Consider the following 16,237-nt stretch of genomic DNA (forward strand, 5'->3'; position numbering starts at 1 on the left):
GGTCTACCCAGCTTTCGCCGCGAGTTCAGGGTCGGCGGCGCACACTCTTTTCAGGTCTTGTCGAGCGTATGAAACGTTATCTGTCTGCTTTTCTGGCTGCGGCCGTGGTGTCAACAGCCGCCTATGCGCAAAGCGCGCCCGACGCGGTGGTAAAAAGTGCCGTCGAGGGAACGGTCTCGGCAATGAAAGCCGATCCGCAAGCCCGCGGCGGCGATATGACGAAGATCACGCAACTGGTCGAGACGCGCTTCGTGCCGGCAACGGACTTTCAGCGCACCACGCGTATCGCAGTCGGCAAGGCGTGGAGCACCGCTACCCCCGAGCAGCAGAAGCAGCTTTATGAGCAGTTCACGCTGCTGCTCGTGCGCACGTATGCTTCGTCGCTTTCGCAGTTGCGCGATCAGGACGTGAAGTTCAAGTTCCTGCCGGCCAATGTGCCTGGTGGCGCGAAAGACGTCGTCGTGCAATCGCACGTGATCAGCAATGGCGGCGACGACGCAATCGACTACCGGCTCACCAAGGGGCCGTCCGGCTGGAAGATCTATGACATCAATATGATGGGCGCGTGGCTGATCCAGGTGTATCAGACGCAATTCGCCGATCAGCTTGCCAAGGGCGGCGTCGACGGTCTGATCAAGTTCCTCACCGCGCATAACGCACGCAGCGCGGGGTGACCTGAACCGGGAGTCTGCTTGCCTCTTGAGTAGAACCAGCAAAGAAAAAGCGCGGCCTTAAAGACCGCGCTTTTTTGCATCATGCAGCACCGGTTTGACGAGCGGCGCGAGGCCGCTGCCCGTGAACGCTCAGTGCGCAGCAGTAGCCGTCTGCACCTTGCTGCCCTTGCCGGCCACCTTGATTTCTTCCAGCTTGATCTCGACGTGGCGCGAGAACACGTATTCAGCCGGGCGCTGCTTGTCCAAAGGAATGTCCTTCGTGAAAGCACCCGACGTCTTCGGGCCGCGCATGCTGACCTTCAACGCCTTCAACGGATGCGCAACCGTATCCATCACGGCCGTGGCTTCGAAGCCGCAGTGGACCATGCAGTCGGCGCACTTTTCATAGTTGCCCGTACCGTATTTGTCCCAGTCCGTGGTTTCCATCAATTCCTTGAAGGTCTTCACGTAGCCTTCGCCGACCAGATAGCACGGCTTCTGCCAGCCGAACACCGTACGCGCCGGGTTGCCCCACGGCGTGCATTCGTAGGTCTGATTGCCGGCCAGGAAGTCGAGGAACATAGCCGACTGGCTGAACGACCAGTTCTTGCCGTTGTTGCCGCGCTTGAAAATTTCGCGGAACAGGTGCTTGGTCTTGTCGCGGTTCAGGAAGTGCTGCTGATCCGGCGCGCGCTCGTACGCATAGCCCGGCGAGACGGTGATGCCGTCCACGCCCATCGGCCCGACTGTGTCGAAGAACGCGGCAACACGCTCCGGCACCGCGTCGTTGAACAGCGTGCAGTTGATGTTCACGCGGAAACCGCGGCGCTTCGCTTCCTTGATGGCCGCAACCGCCTTGTCGTACACGCCGTCTTGCGACACCGAATGGTCGTGCATCTGCTGATCGCCATCCAGGTGAACTGACCAGACGAAGTACGGATTCGGCTCGTAGTCGTCCATCTTCTTTTCCATCAGCAGCGCGTTCGTGCACAGGTACACAAACTTCTTGCGTGCGATGATGCCCTTTACGATCTGCGGCATTTCCTTGTGCAGAAGCGGCTCGCCGCCTGCAATCGACACTACGGGCGCGCCGCATTCGTCGACGGCGCCCAGGCATTCTTCCAGCGACAGACGCTGATTCAGGATGGGGTCCGGATAGTCGATCTTGCCGCAGCCATTGCAGGCAAGATTGCAGCGGAATAGTGGCTCCAGCATCAGTGCGAGCGGGTAGCGTTTGTTGCCGGAGAGGTGCTGACGCATGATGTATGCGCCGACCCGGACTTTCTGTAGCAGCGGAATAGACAAGACGTCCTCCTTAAACTTCGCGTACGGCGAGTGGTTGCATCAACTTCGATGGCAACTTGAATTCGACCTTCTCTTCACGGCCCGCCATCGTCGTGACATCGACGGGCCCCATTGCGCTAAGCGCATCGATTACATTTTTGACCATTTCTTCCGGCGCCGAAGCGCCGGCCGTGATGCCGATGGTCTGCGCATTCGCAAACCACTCCGGCTTCACTTCGGAACCGTCGGCGACGAGATAGCTCGCCACGCCGCTTTCGCTGCCGATCTCGCGCAGCCGGTTCGAGTTCGAACTGTTCGTGGCGCCCACCACCAGCAGCACGTCCACCTGCTTGCTCAACTCGCGCACGGCGGCCTGGCGGTTTTGCGTGGCATAGCAGATGTCGCGCGTGTCAGGACCGACGATGTTGGTGAAGCGGCGCAGCAACGCGTCGATAATGCCACGCGTGTCGTCCACTGAGAGCGTAGTCTGCGTGACGTAGGCGAGCGGTGTATCGGCCGGCAAGTTCAGATGCTCGACTTCGGCCTCGCTTTGCACCAGCAGCACCTTGCCCGGAATCTGACCGATCGTGCCTTCCACTTCCGGATGTCCGGCGTGGCCAATCAGAATCAGCGTGCGCCCGGCGCTTACATATTGACGCCCCTGCACATGCACCTTCGTGACGAGCGGGCAGGTCGCGTCGAGCACGTCAAGACCACGCGCTTGCGCGTCGCGCTCGACCGTTTGAGCGACGCCATGCGCGCTGAAAATCGCCACGGCGCCTTGCGGCACTTCATCGAGTTCTTCGACGAAGCGCGCGCCTTTCTGGCGCAGATTGTCGACCACATGACGATTGTGGACAATCTCGTGGCGTACATATACAGGCGCGCCGTGCTGCTGCAACGCCCGATCGACAATCTCGATTGCACGAACAACGCCCGCACAAAAGCCGCGGGGTTGGGCAAGGATGACTCGCATAAATTGGCGGACTCCGACTGACGCGGGTTTCGAGGAAGCCGGAAATTCTGACTTTATCGCCGCGACCATCTAATTAGTTGACGTCTTGAACTCCGGCGACGTGCCGGTATAGCAAAACCAAACGCGCATTCTAACGCTATCAGGCCAGCTTTGCTTTGGCGGGGCCGCTGTAGTGTTGGGCGGACGCGGCACATGCGCGAAGCGCCGCCCTGACTCATGCGGCAATAATTGCACGCTGCACCGCGTTAGCGGAACCCTTAAACTACGTCGTTCTGTGAAGCGCTTCGCGCCTCGCATTATGAATGATTCGACGCTTGCGGAAATCGAGGGTAATGCTTAATGGGCTTGACGGCGGTGATTCTGTTTTTTCTTTCCTGTTTGTCCCTGCTGATCTGGGCCGTGCTGCTATTCGCTCGCGGCGGCTTCTGGCGTGCGCGCCCGGCCACGCCGCTTACGCCCGAGCCGCGCGATGCATGGCCCGCCGTGGCCGCCGTGGTGCCTGCCCGCAATGAAGTCGATGTCATCGCGCAAGCCGTTACGACGCTGCTTCAGCAGGATTATCGCGGTGAATTCCACGTGATCGTCGTCGACGACCACAGCACCGACGGCACGGCCGACGCCGCTCGCGCCGCCGCATTACAGCTGCAATGCCCGGACCGCTTGACCGTGTTGAGCGCGAAGCCGCTGCCGCCGGGGTGGTCCGGCAAGGTGTGGGCGCAGTCGCAAGGCATCGAGGCGGTGCGCACGCTCGGCTTGCCGGCCGAATTTCTACTGCTGACTGACGCCGACATCGGCCATCCCGCCGACGCCGTCACGCAACTGGTCGCCCGCGCCGACGTCGAAAAGCGCGATCTCGTCTCGCTGATGGTGCGCCTGCGCTGCGATTCGTTCTGGGAAAAAGCGCTGATTCCGGCCTTCGTGTTCTTCTTTGCGAAGCTGTATCCGTTCGCGTGGGTCAACAACCCGCGCAATCGAACGGCGGCTGCGGCGGGCGGCTGCATGCTGGTACGGCGCAGTGCGCTCGAGGAAGCGGGCGGCATTGAATCGATCCGCGCGGAACTGATCGACGATTGCAGCCTGGCGGCGCGCATCAAGCATCGTGGCAGCGGGCGCCATCCGATCCGGCTCGACGTGGCGGCGCGCAGCGTGTCGTTGCGTCCTTACGATAGCTGGCGCGACATCTGGAACATGATTGCGCGCACCGCGTTCACGCAATTGCATTATTCGCCGATGCTGCTCTTGGGCACGCTTGCCGGCATGACGATCATCTACCTGATGCCGCCGGTCGCGGCCCTGGTGCTGGGCCCGACGGGCTGGCCCGCGTGGCTCGCCTGGGCCGCGATGTGCTGCGCATATGCGCCGATGCTCAGCTATTACCGACGTTCGCCGCTATGGGCGCCGTTTCTGCCGCTCGTCGCGCTGTTCTATGTCGGCGCGACGTTTGCGTCGGCGCTGCGCTACTGGCGCGGCAAGGGCGGGCAATGGAAGGCGCGGGTTCAGGCGCCCGTGCAGGAACGTTGACCTATCGGCGCTGCGATGAGCCGGCCATGACGGCCGCGCGGTAACGTAAAAAGCGGCGCATGCGCCGCTTTCTTTTTGCATTTTGCAGTTTCGTCTCAGCCCTTGGTAAGCAGCATATAAAGCTGAATCACCATGTCCGGTGAGAAAGTGAACGGCACCCAGCCGTGACCGGTATGACGCATGACCAGCAGACGGTCGCCGTTCGACTGCTTCTGCACGGCCATGACGGGGTTTTTCGTCGACACGAAACGCCAGCCTGGCGGAATGCCCGGCGGCGGTTCCGGCGTCATCGAGGCGCGCGCGTTCGACAGTTCCTCGATCAATTGGCCGATCTGCTCCGCGCGCAATGCGACGGTCTGACCACCAATGGTCATGGTGATTTCGTTCTGCGCCGGGCGGTTGATTTCCAGCGTGGGCAGAGGCGGGGTTGCAGGGGGTTGCGCTGTGGCGTCGCCTACCGCGGCTTCGGCCGCGACCGTTTCCGCCTCGGCTTCCGACACGGCATGTTCAGCCGGCGCCTGCTGCGCGTCGGCTTCATTGGGTGTCTCGGGGATGTTCTGGGCCTGCGGGGCCACGACAGCCTGAATGAGCTGATCGACGCCCACTTCCAGCGCGCCGAGCTGTTCGTGAAGATTCATGCGAGGTTTCTCAGGTAAGACCCACGATTTTAACTGCTGCGCGTAGGCTTTACCTTCCGCAAATACAGCGACGTTGTAACAAAATGCTTGCGCTAAGGCTTCAGATAGCCCGCCTGCCGGAACCATTCGAGCGCGTCGCTCAAGCCCTCGCGATACGGGCGCGCCCGGTAGCCGAGTTCGCGTTCCGCCTTGGCGGAGCTGAAGTACATCTTGTTCTTCGACATCTTCAATCCGTCGACGGTGACGAACGGTTCGCGCTTAGTGAACTTGGCGACCGCTTCCGCGCCCATTGCGAGCGGGTAAAGCGGCCAGCGCGGCAAGCTGATGGTGGGCGCCTTACGGCCGGTCAGCGCCGCGATGTCCGCGAGCATCTGCTGAAGCGGCAGGTTTTCGCCGCCAAGAATATAGCGTTCGCCGATCTTGCCGCGTTCGAGCGCGAGAAAGTGCCCGGCCGCGACGTCGTCGACGTGCACGAGATTCAGTCCCGTATCGACGAAAGCGGGAATTTTGCCGAGTGCCGCTTCCACGATGATGCGCCCAGTCGGCGTCGGCTTGACATCGCGCGGACCGATGGGCGTGGACGGATTGACGATCACCGCCGGCAGGCCGTCGTCGGCGATCATGCGCTCCACCGCGCGCTCGGCCAGCACCTTACTGCGTTTATAGACGCCGATCGCCTGGTCGGCTTTTAGCGGCGACGTTTCATCGGCCGAGTTGCCGGAGCTCGTCACCTTGAGCGTGGCCACGCTGCTCGTGTACACGATGCGCTCGACGCCTTCCTTCAACGCCGCGCGCATGGTCGCCTTGGTGCCCTCCAGATTGGAGCGCTCGATTTCGCTCGGGTCCGGCGCCCACAGCCGGTAATCGGCGGCGACGTGCAGCAGATAGCGCACGCCGCGCAGTGCGTTGCGCATCGACGCTTCGTCGCGCATGTCGCCGACGACGATTTCCGCGTCGAGCGACTCGACGTTCTGACGTGGACTGGTTGCGCGCACCAGCACACGTACCTTGAAGCCCTTCTGTTGCGCGATGCGCGCCACCGACGAGCCGACAAAGCCGGATGCGCCGGTCACGAGCACGAGATCGCGATTCTGTTCGGTCATTCTGTTTCCGTTTCCTGCGTGACAGTCGAGAGGGATTGTACGTGGCGCGCGGGGGTGGCGCCGCTGACGCCGTGTGCAGTGATCGACGAGCAGGCGATCACCCTCCGCTGGCGGCAAGCAGGCTCACCACGACGCGACTAGAATGCCGGCTTGAAAGATAGCGAGGAGAGAACGGCATGGCCCCGGATCTGGATGAGCGGATCGAAACGTATTACGTGCGCGTGCGCGGCACCGTGCAGGGCGTCGGCTTTCGCCACGCGACTGTTCGGCAGGCACACGCGCTCGGCATCAAGGGATGGGTCGCGAACCTCGACGATGGTTCGGTCGAAGCGATGTTACAAGGCGCGGCTAACCAGGTCGACCGGATGCTGTCGTGGCTGCGGCACGGACCGCCGGCCGCGCGCGTGACCGAGGTGACCGGCGAAGAGCGCGTGACCGAAAAGCGCTACGAGCGATTTGAGCAGCACTGAGTGGGGTCAACGGACGAGGCGTGGTGGGCCGCATGAGCGGTAGTGATTTCCAGTGAGCGGCATGAGCGTATGAGACGCAACAGCGCAACAGCGGCCACCGCGCCAACAGCGGCAAGAACGGCAGCCAGCCGCAGTCAACTGCAACCCAACGCTGTCGACTGGAACCAGCCGCGCTAACACCGTCGGTTTTCAGCCGCGCCGAAATCTACGCGAGAAAAACCGCGCGCGACCATGCAACGCGCGCGGTTCAACTGCTCACATGAAAGCCCGCAGCCCCGAGAGCCCTTCCGCGCCTACCGCGCCACCAGCAGACTCTCTGCAAATCCCCAGTCGCTTTCCAGCCACTGATAGCTGCACGCGAAGCCCGCGTCGTCGGCGATCGCGGGCATTTCGTCCGCGCGGTATTTGTGGCTGCTCTCGGTCCAGATCGTCTCGCCAGCGTTGAGCGACACCGTCAGATTGGCAGCGGCGATATGCGCGGTCACGGCCCGCTTTGCACGCAAATGCATCTCGATGCTGCGCGCGTCCGGATTAAAACGCGCGACGTGCTCGAACGCGTCGAGCGGAAAGTTGCCGCCGAGTTCGCGATTGACGCGCGCGAGCAGATTCAGATTGAACGACGCCGTGACGCCGATTGCGTCGTCGTAAGCGGCGATCAGCATGGGCGTCGGCTTGATGAGGTCGGTGCCGAGCAGCAACGCATCGCCGGGCGCGAGCATGTTGCGAATGTCGCGCAGAAAGCGCGTTGCCGCGAGCCTGCCGAAATTGCCGATCGTACTGCCGAGAAACAGTACGAGTAACCGCTCGTCGGCTGCGCGCTTTTTGCTGACTTCCGCGAGACCGGCCAGATAATCGCGCTCGTAACCGACAATCGAAATCCGCTCGATGTCGCCCAGTTCGCGCCTGCACAACTGCAACGCGGTGCGCGAAATTTCAATCGGGCAGTAAGAAGTGGGGCGCTTTTTACACAGCGCTTCGAGAATGCGGCGCGTTTTGCGGCCGCTGCCGCTGCCGAGTTCGGCGACGGTTACGTCGTGCGGAAGATGCTCGACGATGTCCGCCGCGTGCTTCGCGAGCAGCCGCTCCTCGGCGCGTGTCACGCCGTATTCCGGCAGCACGGTGATCACTTCGAATAACGCGGAACCCACTTCGTCGTACAGATACTTCGAGGGCAACTCTTTCTGCGGCGCGTGCGTGAGGCCGGCGCGGACGTCGGCGGCGAACGCGGAGCGTTGATCGGGCGATGCGTCGTGCGAGAGGGCTGGCTGGGTCATGCTGGCTCCAGTAGTCACATTCGATGAGCGGGATGGGTGGCCGGAGGCCGGCACGCTGATCAAGTGATCGATGCGTGCCGCGAAGGAAGCGGGTCCGTTGATGCGGGCTCGGCTAGTTGATATTGCAAAGGCTTGTCGCAAAGGCTATTTGCAAACGCTGCGGCAATACTCCGAAGCAAGATTCGCGCTTGAGCGACGGAGATGCCTCGCCAAACGCGCGCTGGCTTGCCTCGCGCGCGTGAAGTTATGTTCTAGTTCATCGACGCGCGATCTGCACGGATTAATTGTTGCCGTGCGAACAACGGCGGATGCATGGCGTGCGGATGCTGCGCCGATATCCGGCTAGAATGCCCGGCTTGCATCGCCGGATACAACTACTAAAAAGCGGCGCGCGGATACGCGCTGCGGCTCAGGACCTTCACTTCCAATGACAATTAGAATCGCGGTGCGCCACCATGTCGTGCCGCATGCGCCCACGCCGCACGACGAAGCTCTCGCGCAGCGGGGCGCACGATGAACCCCTATTCGCCGAAACGCGGCATTGCCTTATCCGTTAGCGCCTGCGCGATGTTTGCGCTGCTATCGGCCTACGCGACGCTGCTCGCGCCGCTCAGCGGCCTGGACATTTTCGCGTGGCGTATCGTCTGGACGGTGCCGGGCGCACTGTTACTCGTTGCGTCGCGCAAACGCATGCCGATTCTGCGGCAGCTTCTTTACCGGATGGTGACGCAGCCCTCACTCGGCGTCGCGATGCTCGCTGCCGCCGCGTTGCTCGGCGCGCAATTGTGGGTGTTCCTATGGGCGCCGCTGCATGGACGCATGCTTGAGGTATCGCTTGGCTATTTCCTGCTGCCGCTGGTAATGGTGCTGGTTGGGCGCTTCTACTACCATGAGCGCCTCGACGGTTTGCAGTGGGCAGCGGTGACAAGCGCGGCCCTCGGTGTGGGCCATGAACTCTGGGTGACGGGCGCTTTCTCGTGGCCGACGCTGCTCGTCGCGCTCGGCTACCCGCCGTACTTCGTGTTGCGGCGCAAAATCAAACACGATTCGCTCGCGTTGTTCACGGTCGAAATGATCCTGCTGTTGCCTGTCGCAGTGGCGATGATCGTTAGCGGCGGCTCGCTGGCACTCATCTCCGGACGCCTCGACATGTGGCTCCTGCTGCTGCCGGGGCTTGGCGCGTTAAGCACGCTTGCGCTGGCTTCGTACCTGAGCGCAAGCCGCTTGTTGCCCGTCGCGTTGTTCGGCATCCTCGGCTATGTTGAGCCGGTATTACTCGTGCTCGTGTCGGTCACGTTGCTCGGCGAAACGTTAAGCGCCGCGCAATTGGGCACCTATATCCCGATCTGGATCGCGGTCGTGTTGACGGCGTTGCACAGCATGCGGCTCGTGCGCTTCGGGTAGCACTGGGACCGAATCGGCGACGACGGCTCACTACGGGCTCTACTTGTGTGCCGCCGCGCGCTCTTCGTGAATGCGCGTCGGCCCCACCTCGCGCTCTATCGCTTCACGCAGCGCGGGCCGCCAGCCGATGCCGAACAACGCTTCGGCCAACACGAACAGCGGTCCGATCAGAAGGCCGATCACATCGTCGACGAAAGCTGGCTTGCGATGCTCGTAGGCCACGTGGCCAACAAACTGAAACACCCAGCCCACCACGAAGAGCCCCGCGCCGGTTGCGAGCCAGATCAACGTGGACTGCGCCGCAATCCACTGGCCGAACGCGATGCACAGCGCGGACACCGCTGCCATCATCAAACCGAGCGGCACGTCGAGCACCAGGTAATACAGCGTGGCCGCGACGAACAGCAGCGATGCCGGCGATAGCGTCAACGGCAACGCGGCGAGCGCAAAAACCGGACGGCTCAGCAGCACCGCCAACGCCAGCACGATCATCGGAATGCCAATGAAATGCGTGGCGATATTGCGCCGGTCGCGATGGTAAGCCGCATATTGCGTAAGCTGTTGCGTCAGCGTTCTCATGGATGCCGCTCCTCGGTCAAAGCCAGCATAATCGCGGCGATCGAAATTTGAAACCATCGGGTAGCCGACAATCGGCACAGGCGCGATTCAATGACCGCAAGTCTTCCCCGTACTCAGCTTGCCACGCTGCTCGCACATAGCGCATGGTTTCGCTCGGCCCCCGCTGCCTTGCAGGCGCAATTGATCGACGCCGGCCGAATCGAGCGCCTCGCCGCTGGCGAGCGTCTCTTCACGCGCGGCGATTCGAATGACGGCATCTATTGCGTGCTTGGCGGTCTCGTGCGAATCGGCGCAGCGAGTGCGGGGGGCAAGGAAGCGCTGCTTGCTGTCGTCGAACCGGTGAACTGGTTTGGCGAAATCGCGCTGTTCGACAATCGTCCACGAACGCACGACGCATATGCCGAGCGCGATACCGAACTGTTTCATGTGCCGCGCGCTGCACTTGCCGCGATGCTCGAACGCACGCCGGCGCATTGGCACACATTCGGCTTGCTGCTCGCGCAAAAACTGCGTCTCGCCTTCGATGCAATAGAAGAAGCCGCGTTGCTGCCGGCCGCGCAGCGCGTCGCGCGTCGGCTGTTGCTGATGGCGGGCGGATATGGCGAAGCGGGTACCATGCGGCGCGTGATTAACGTGCCGCAGGAAGATCTCGCGATGATGCTCGCGCTGTCGCGGCAGACCATCAACCAGGTGCTCAAGCAGTTTGAAACGCAGGGCGCGCTGAAACTTGGCTACGCGGAAATCCAGATAGTTGACGAGCACAGACTTCGCGAGCTTGCGCAGTTGAACTCAGGTGCGCATTGACGGCTCGCACGCGATTTCGGGCGAGATTCCACTGTTACTACAACGCGGCGTGAAAACGCGCATAAAAAAGGCGAGTCATACGACTCGCCCTCCCTGAACGGCATCGCCCGGCTTCGATTCTCTATTCGACTCTATTTAATGCATGGGTGGCCGGTGCGCGCCGGAACCGTACACGTGTTATTGCGTTTTGGCCGTGTCGGTTTTTGCGCCTGCTGCGTTCATCGGCGCATTGCTGGTCTCTTGCGCGCCGTCTGTTTTCGTTTTCGCTGCGCTGGAATTCGCCGGGGTCTTTTTCACCGCTTTGTGCTTCTTTGCGGTGTGCTTCGAAGACGTCTTCACGTGCGACTTTGCAGTCGTGCTGGAAGGCGCTTTCGCTTTAGCGGTGGCCGTGCTGTCATCCGACGCGCCGGTTTGCACGGCGGTGCTTGCTTTCAGGTTCGCCTGGCCGGCGGGCTGCGTCTGCGCGGGCTGTGCGGTTTCGGACGGTGCCGGTGCGGCCGTTTGAGCGAACGCGGTCGACACGAGCAGAGCGGAAGCGAGAGCGGCGAAAAGCGTCTTCATGGTGGGACTCCTTGTTGAACCGGTGGATTTCTGTTTCGCGGCTGGATTTGTTCAGCGCTGCCGGTTTAACGCAGTTCGGAAGACAGCAGTTGACGATGCTCTGGTGACAAAACGTAACGGCAGAGCCATATCGGGCTGGAGACTACTCTTGCGGTCTTCCCACTCTCGACGCTATGAGCCCTTCAAACGTTAGTTGAATGGATTGTCCACGACACCCGGTTTTGCATCCGGTTCGTCTTTCACTTTAGCGGGCAGACCCGGATGCGCATGCAAAGCGGCGACGATTGCATCCACAGCTTCCTTCAATGCGAGCGCGGCCTTCAGTCCTCGCTGGTCTTGCGTCAGTTCGAGCGTGCCGTTCAGCACGATACGCGTCGTGCCGTTGCTCACGGTCAATGCATCGCCCTGAATGTTGAGCACGTCGTCGTCGTTCGAATAGGGTTTAAACACCTTTGAGTCCTCCCGGTCGCTGATCTTTGAGGTTCTCCGGAATGCCCGGAAAGCGAATGCCCGATGCTGCTTCGAGTTCGTGAATCGTTCTGATTTCATAGCGATTCGTGGACACATTGTCGACCACGACCGCAAACGCAAGTTGCCGCGAAGGCACGTAGACGACCTTGAACAACTGCGTTGGCACGAACACGCGCGTGGGTCCGATAGTCTGCAGTTGCTGGCCGCTGAACATCGGACCGGTGACGACGTACGTGTCGTCATATGCCATTGCGATTTTACGCACCGACGTTTCGATGCGTGCCCACAATCGCTGATTGTTCTCGCGATTTTGCGGCACGACGTTCGCGAGTGAAAACGATTGCTCCATTGCTTGCGCGTTCCAGCGATTGCCCGCGGGGCTCATATGTCCGCGATCGAAGCCGCTGCGTTTGTAATCGGCGAGCGTCGCGCCTTCGCCGTCGGGCAAGCGCGTGTCTTCGAAGAACTTGTTGGTGCGCACCATGTCTTTGGCGGCTTCGATATGGTCGCGCGTCAGATGTTCGGCGGACCACAACGGACCGTGCGTAATGCCCGAATGCATGACGGCGAAATCGCTATAGCACAGCATGCGCGTCTTCGGCGCCATCTTCTGATTGGTCAGAAGCGGCCATTGCGCATTCGGAGTGAACTGGGTGCAGGAAGGCGCCGCAGTTGCGTGAGCGGCAACCGCAACGAGCAGACAGGTGAGCCACTTCTTCATGGGTTAATCGGTGAAAATAGAGGGGCGCAAAGTATAGCGTTGAGCGCGGCTATTGAGCGATGTAAAACGCGTGGGAGAGCGTAGCGAATCACAGCAATGTGACGCTTGCGAGCGCAAGCGGGCACATGGTGCGATGTCGCGGCGGCAAATGCGAGAGCAAAAAAATGGGCCGCCTTGCAGCGGCCCGAATGCGTGGATTTCCGAATCTACGCGCGCAAACTTAAGGCGAGCTTAAATGCATGTGTCGCGGAAGTTGGCCCGTTAGAGGCTAAGGCGGACATTGCAACCCTGCGGGCAAAACGATCCCACGCGGGCGCCTTGCAACGCGCGCGTGGGAATTTCGACCGAGCAGGAAAGATGCTGGAATTAATTGCCGAAGACGCTGTTTTCGGCGTGCACGTTTTGACGATCGACAGCTTGCAAACGCCAGAAGCCGCTCGTCGGCGCGCGGTTGCGCACGGCGGTCCAAGCGGCGTCGCCTTGCGCCGCGCTCACACGCTGCTTACGGTCGACATGCAATCCACGCAGCGTGCACAACGGCGCGTCCGCACTAGGCGCGCACAGTGTCGTCACGCCGTCTTCGTCGCGTAACTCGCCCCACGGGGGGAGATCGATCCCTTGATGCGCTTCCCTCGACCACCGGCGTTGTTCGGTGTCGAGCCATAGCACAGCGTAGTCGTGACTGACGGTGGGATCGGAACCGTTGATGAGGATGGTTAGGCGCATATCAGTTCCGTGCAAAGTACTCAGAATTGCCTTAATAGTCTATGTCGCGGCGCCGGTTATTCAAGGCAAAAGCTAAGAGTCGTGCACGAAAAAAACGGACGCGAAAAATGCGCGGCTGTACCATGATTGCGTCGCTGGCTGGCCTTCGCTTTCCACCGCGCGATGTTGCTCATTCGTTGTCCGTGCACCGTTTATGGAGACGTGCCATGCAGCATCGATTTCTGCGTTTTCTCGCGTTGACCGCGTATATCGGCGTGGCGCCTGTGACTGGTTTCGCGGCAGATAGTGCGCCGTTTGCCGCGCCGGCACCGGTCGTCTACGTATCGGACTTCGAACTGGACGTCGCGAACGTCGCGCCGGACAGCGGACCCGGTCAACGCGTGCGCCGTCTGCGTGGTTTGCTGCCGAGCGGGCCCGGGCCGTTGGGACACGACACGAATCCGCAGGAGCATGCAAAGAACATCGTCGACGAAATGGCAGAGGCGCTCACCGCGGATCTGCGCAAAGGCGGCGTCGACGCGCGGCGCACCGCGTCTGGCCAGACTTTGCCAGCCACGGGCTGGCAAGTGCGCGGCGTGTTTTTGAGTGTCGACGACGGCAACCGTCTGCGGCGCGCGATGGTCGGTCTCGGCGCCGGTCAGAACGACATCCAGGTCGCGGTCTCGTGCGACAGTCTCGCGTCGGCGAATTTGCCGCCGCTCTATGAAGCCGTGGAAGAGGCCGACAGCAAGCACGCGCCCGGCGCTGCCATCAAGCTCAATCCCTACGTGATCGCAGCGAAGTTCGTGATGGCAAGCGGCGACGAGAAGAAGACGATCAGGAAAACGGCTCAACAGATTTCCGATGCCGTAATCGCCCGGCTTCACGCCGCCGCGCAGTGATCGTCAGGCGAGGTCCAGCGGCGCCGTCAGATCGCCAAGCGGCGCTAGACCGTTGCTTGCGAATGCGCGATCGCGCGCCACGACGCCGTCGAGCGGCGCGAGTCCATGCACGCGCGTGATCAGGCGAAGAATCGAGTTCGTGTCGTACACGGTGTGATCGACATAGCCTTTTTTGGCGAGCGGTGAAATCACCAGCGCCGGAATCCGCGAGCCTGGACCCCAGCGGTCGCCTTTAGGCGGTGCGACCGGATCCCACCAGCCGCCGTTTTCGTCGACGGTGACGATCACAATCGTATTCGCCCATTGCGGACCGCGCTGAATATGCTCGATCACGCGTGAGATGTGCCGGTCGCCCGATTCGACGTCCGCGTAGCCGGCGTGCATGTTCAGGTCGCCCTGCGGCTTGTAGAACGTGACGGCGGGCAAACGTCCGGCGTCGATGTCGGCGATCAGGCGGTTGGTCGACGCGTCGTTGCCGAGGCCCGCATCGCGCAGATACTTGCGTCGCGCGGCCGTGCCGGGTGCGTAGTTGGCGAAATAGTTGAACGGCTGATGGTGATACTGGAAGTCGGGCACGGCGCCGGTGTCCTGATGCTCCAACGCGTATTGCCAGGCGCCGCTGTACCACGCCCAATCGACTCCCTTGTCCGTCAGACGGTCGCCGATCGTCGCGTAGTTTTGCGGCGGCAGCACGCGCGGATTCGACGCGTCGGCAAAAGCCGGGTTGCCGCCTTGCGCCGGGCGCACGTTGCTCGGCTGATAGGGCGGCGACATGGTGTTCACGGCATAACCGTCGGCGGTGAACGCGCCGTCGTTGACGAATTTCGGCGGACCGTCGAGTGCGGATGCCGGCGAGTCCGGCGCGAGCTTCAGCCGCTCGCCGGTCAGGTCGTCGCCTTCGACTACCGACACCATCTTCTTAGCCGGGCTGTTGTGCACGTCCGGATAGAACGGCGCCTGTGCCGAGATCAGGAAGATATGGTTCAGCCACGAGCCGCCAAACGCAGCCATGAAAAAGTTGTCGCACAGCGTGTACTGCTGCGCGAGACTCCAGAGCTTCAGCGTATCGGCGGAATTGCGGTAATGCCCCATGACGAGGCCGCCAGAATCGCCCCACGCCGCAAACTGGTTGTTGCGGCCCGCGTTGATCTGCATCTGGTTCTGATAGAAACGATGCACGAGATCGCGCGTGATGACCCCAGTGGGCAACGGCGCGCCTTGCGCATCGGTCAGATGGAAAGGCCCGTTGCGCAGATTGCCGATGTCCTTCTGGCCGATCATGTAGCGCTTGCCGTCCACTTCCTGTGCCTGCGGCACGAGGCCGCCCCAGATCGCCGGCAGGCGCGGCATCGGCGTCTTGCCGTCGCGGTCGAGTTGCAGATAGCGCTCGGCGCTCACTGCATCGAGCGGATGCTGAATGCCTGGGAAATTGCCATAAAGATTGGCGAAACTGCGGTTCTCCGCGTAGATCACCACGATCCGCTTGACCTGATCGCGCAGCGCGGCGTCGAGCCGTAAGTCGGCGGCGCTGCGCGGTGCCGCGTCGCTCGCCGTCTGTTCGGTCTTGCAGCCGGCCAGCGCGAGCCCGATGCCGACGGCCGCAAGGCCGGTAAGCACGCGGCGGCGCTCGGGGTTGTGAGGATCGTCTGCGGCGTTGGAGGCGTTGTCTGTGCTGTCGGAGTTCGGCGGCAGCGAGGAGTCGTGGTCTGTCATCGGTCGGTTCCGGAGTGTGCGTGACGAGCGGTCAAGTGCGGCTCGGGGCGGCGCGCGGGACGCCGGCGGAGGCTACGATTCGGCTGAAAGTACGGCAGGAAGTACTGCTGGCAGCACAACTGAAACACGGCTGAACGGATGCGGCAGTTTTGCAGCTAAGGCAATCGGCGCTTCACGCGCCAACTGTTGTGCGTTGCATCGACGGCGAGCAGCAGCCAATGCCTTGTGTCGACAGGGTGGCGCTTCTGTGTCGCGTAGCCGTCCACCGTCAGTTCGAGCTCGTCGTGCGCTCGCAGATGACACGTCGCGTTGGCGCCCGAGCCGTCCGCGAATTCGACAACCGCGAGCACCGCGGCGGCGGCTCGTTCCGCCTCCGGCAAATGCGCTATATGCACCGCACAACCCGGATAGAGATGCGAATCGGCAACCTGAATCTGCACGGAACTGGGCATGAGCGT

General features: G+C 62.0%; 18 protein-coding genes. 6 read left to right on the forward strand and 12 right to left on the reverse strand.

Annotated features, from left to right (window positions below; translation table 11 throughout):
• Positions 1 to 68 precede the first annotated feature (68 nt).
• Entirely contained in the window at positions 69 to 674 is a 606-nt protein-coding gene (locus F759_RS0117880) for an MlaC/ttg2D family ABC transporter substrate-binding protein (RefSeq protein ID WP_027801089.1), read from the forward strand.
• Positions 675 to 803: 129 nt separating this feature from the next.
• On the opposite strand, the gene hpnH is transcribed toward F759_RS0117880, so the two are convergent.
• Both hpnH and ispH read right to left on the reverse strand, forming a co-directional pair.
• The gene (gene hpnH, locus F759_RS0117885) at positions 804 to 1,958 is read right to left on the reverse strand and encodes an adenosyl-hopene transferase HpnH (protein WP_027801090.1); all 1,155 of its coding nucleotides are present in this window, start codon (positions 1,956 to 1,958) and stop codon (positions 804 to 806) included.
• A gap of 10 nt (positions 1,959 to 1,968) precedes the next feature.
• Positions 1,969 to 2,913, reverse strand: a complete 945-nt coding sequence (ispH, locus tag F759_RS0117890; protein WP_027801091.1) for a 4-hydroxy-3-methylbut-2-enyl diphosphate reductase — start codon at positions 2,911 to 2,913, stop codon at positions 1,969 to 1,971.
• A gap of 339 nt (positions 2,914 to 3,252) precedes the next feature.
• On the opposite strand from ispH, the gene F759_RS0117895 reads away from it, so the two are divergent.
• The gene (locus F759_RS0117895; protein ID WP_036024672.1) at positions 3,253 to 4,434 is read left to right on the forward strand and encodes a glycosyltransferase; all 1,182 of its coding nucleotides are present in this window, start codon (positions 3,253 to 3,255) and stop codon (positions 4,432 to 4,434) included.
• 95 nt (positions 4,435 to 4,529) lie between these two features.
• On the opposite strand, the gene F759_RS0117900 is transcribed toward F759_RS0117895, so the two are convergent.
• Both F759_RS0117900 and hpnA read right to left on the reverse strand, forming a co-directional pair.
• Positions 4,530 to 5,072, reverse strand: a complete 543-nt coding sequence (locus F759_RS0117900) for a hypothetical protein (protein ID WP_027801093.1) — start codon at positions 5,070 to 5,072, stop codon at positions 4,530 to 4,532.
• 92 nt (positions 5,073 to 5,164) lie between these two features.
• A complete protein-coding gene (gene hpnA / locus F759_RS0117905) occupies positions 5,165 to 6,175 on the reverse strand; it encodes a hopanoid-associated sugar epimerase (protein WP_027801094.1) in 1,011 nt (336 codons plus the stop codon).
• 176 nt (positions 6,176 to 6,351) lie between these two features.
• Between hpnA and F759_RS0117910 the strand changes: the two genes are divergently transcribed.
• A complete protein-coding gene (locus F759_RS0117910) occupies positions 6,352 to 6,645 on the forward strand; it encodes an acylphosphatase (RefSeq protein ID WP_027801095.1) in 294 nt (97 codons plus the stop codon).
• 293 nt (positions 6,646 to 6,938) lie between these two features.
• Here F759_RS0117910 and egtD read toward each other — a convergent pair whose 3' ends face one another.
• On the reverse strand, positions 6,939 to 7,919 hold the full coding sequence (egtD, locus tag F759_RS0117915; protein ID WP_027801096.1) for an L-histidine N(alpha)-methyltransferase: 981 nt from the start codon (positions 7,917 to 7,919) through the stop codon (positions 6,939 to 6,941).
• Positions 7,920 to 8,432: 513 nt separating this feature from the next.
• Between egtD and rarD the strand changes: the two genes are divergently transcribed.
• Entirely contained in the window at positions 8,433 to 9,323 is an 891-nt protein-coding gene (rarD, locus tag F759_RS0117920) for an EamA family transporter RarD (protein ID WP_027801097.1), read from the forward strand.
• Positions 9,324 to 9,362: 39 nt separating this feature from the next.
• On the opposite strand, the gene F759_RS0117925 is transcribed toward rarD, so the two are convergent.
• Positions 9,363 to 9,902 (reverse strand): Mpo1 family 2-hydroxy fatty acid dioxygenase, encoded by a 540-nt coding sequence (locus F759_RS0117925; RefSeq protein WP_027801098.1) that lies wholly within the window; start codon positions 9,900 to 9,902, stop codon positions 9,363 to 9,365.
• Between the two features lie 90 nt (positions 9,903 to 9,992).
• On the opposite strand from F759_RS0117925, the gene F759_RS0117930 reads away from it, so the two are divergent.
• Positions 9,993 to 10,706: a Crp/Fnr family transcriptional regulator gene (locus tag F759_RS0117930; protein ID WP_027801099.1), complete on the forward strand. Its 714-nt coding sequence runs from the start codon at positions 9,993 to 9,995 to the stop codon at positions 10,704 to 10,706.
• 177 nt (positions 10,707 to 10,883) lie between these two features.
• Here the strand turns inward: F759_RS0117930 and F759_RS0117935 are convergent, their stop codons facing one another.
• The 4 genes from F759_RS0117935 to F759_RS0117950 form a co-directional block, all read right to left on the reverse strand.
• Positions 10,884 to 11,267: a hypothetical protein gene (locus F759_RS0117935; protein ID WP_027801100.1), complete on the reverse strand. Its 384-nt coding sequence runs from the start codon at positions 11,265 to 11,267 to the stop codon at positions 10,884 to 10,886.
• A 189-nt stretch (positions 11,268 to 11,456) separates the two neighbouring features.
• On the reverse strand, positions 11,457 to 11,717 hold the full coding sequence (locus F759_RS0117940; protein ID WP_027801101.1) for a hypothetical protein: 261 nt from the start codon (positions 11,715 to 11,717) through the stop codon (positions 11,457 to 11,459).
• On the reverse strand, positions 11,710 to 12,459 hold the full coding sequence (locus tag F759_RS0117945) for a DNA/RNA non-specific endonuclease (protein WP_027801102.1): 750 nt from the start codon (positions 12,457 to 12,459) through the stop codon (positions 11,710 to 11,712). The genes F759_RS0117940 and F759_RS0117945 overlap by 8 nt, the downstream gene beginning before the upstream one ends.
• A gap of 366 nt (positions 12,460 to 12,825) precedes the next feature.
• Positions 12,826 to 13,185, reverse strand: coding sequence for a DUF3564 domain-containing protein (locus F759_RS0117950; RefSeq protein WP_027801103.1), 360 nt, complete (start codon positions 13,183 to 13,185; stop codon positions 12,826 to 12,828).
• Positions 13,186 to 13,391: 206 nt separating this feature from the next.
• Here F759_RS0117950 and F759_RS0117955 point away from each other — a divergent pair, with 206 nt between their 5' ends.
• Positions 13,392 to 14,066, forward strand: coding sequence for a DUF4410 domain-containing protein (locus F759_RS0117955; protein WP_027801104.1), 675 nt, complete (start codon positions 13,392 to 13,394; stop codon positions 14,064 to 14,066).
• A 3-nt stretch (positions 14,067 to 14,069) separates the two neighbouring features.
• Here F759_RS0117955 and F759_RS0117960 read toward each other — a convergent pair whose 3' ends face one another.
• The gene (locus F759_RS0117960; protein ID WP_027801105.1) at positions 14,070 to 15,779 is read right to left on the reverse strand and encodes an acid phosphatase; all 1,710 of its coding nucleotides are present in this window, start codon (positions 15,777 to 15,779) and stop codon (positions 14,070 to 14,072) included.
• Positions 15,780 to 15,934: 155 nt separating this feature from the next.
• Positions 15,935 to 16,231 carry a hypothetical protein gene (locus F759_RS0117965; protein WP_027801106.1) on the reverse strand — a complete coding sequence of 99 codons (297 nt, stop codon included), beginning with the start codon at positions 16,229 to 16,231 and terminating at the stop codon, positions 15,935 to 15,937.
• Between the last annotated feature and the right edge of the window lie 6 nt (positions 16,232 to 16,237).

The organism is Paraburkholderia dilworthii (genome assembly GCF_000472525.1).
Taxonomy (GTDB): domain Bacteria; phylum Pseudomonadota; class Gammaproteobacteria; order Burkholderiales; family Burkholderiaceae; genus Paraburkholderia; species Paraburkholderia dilworthii.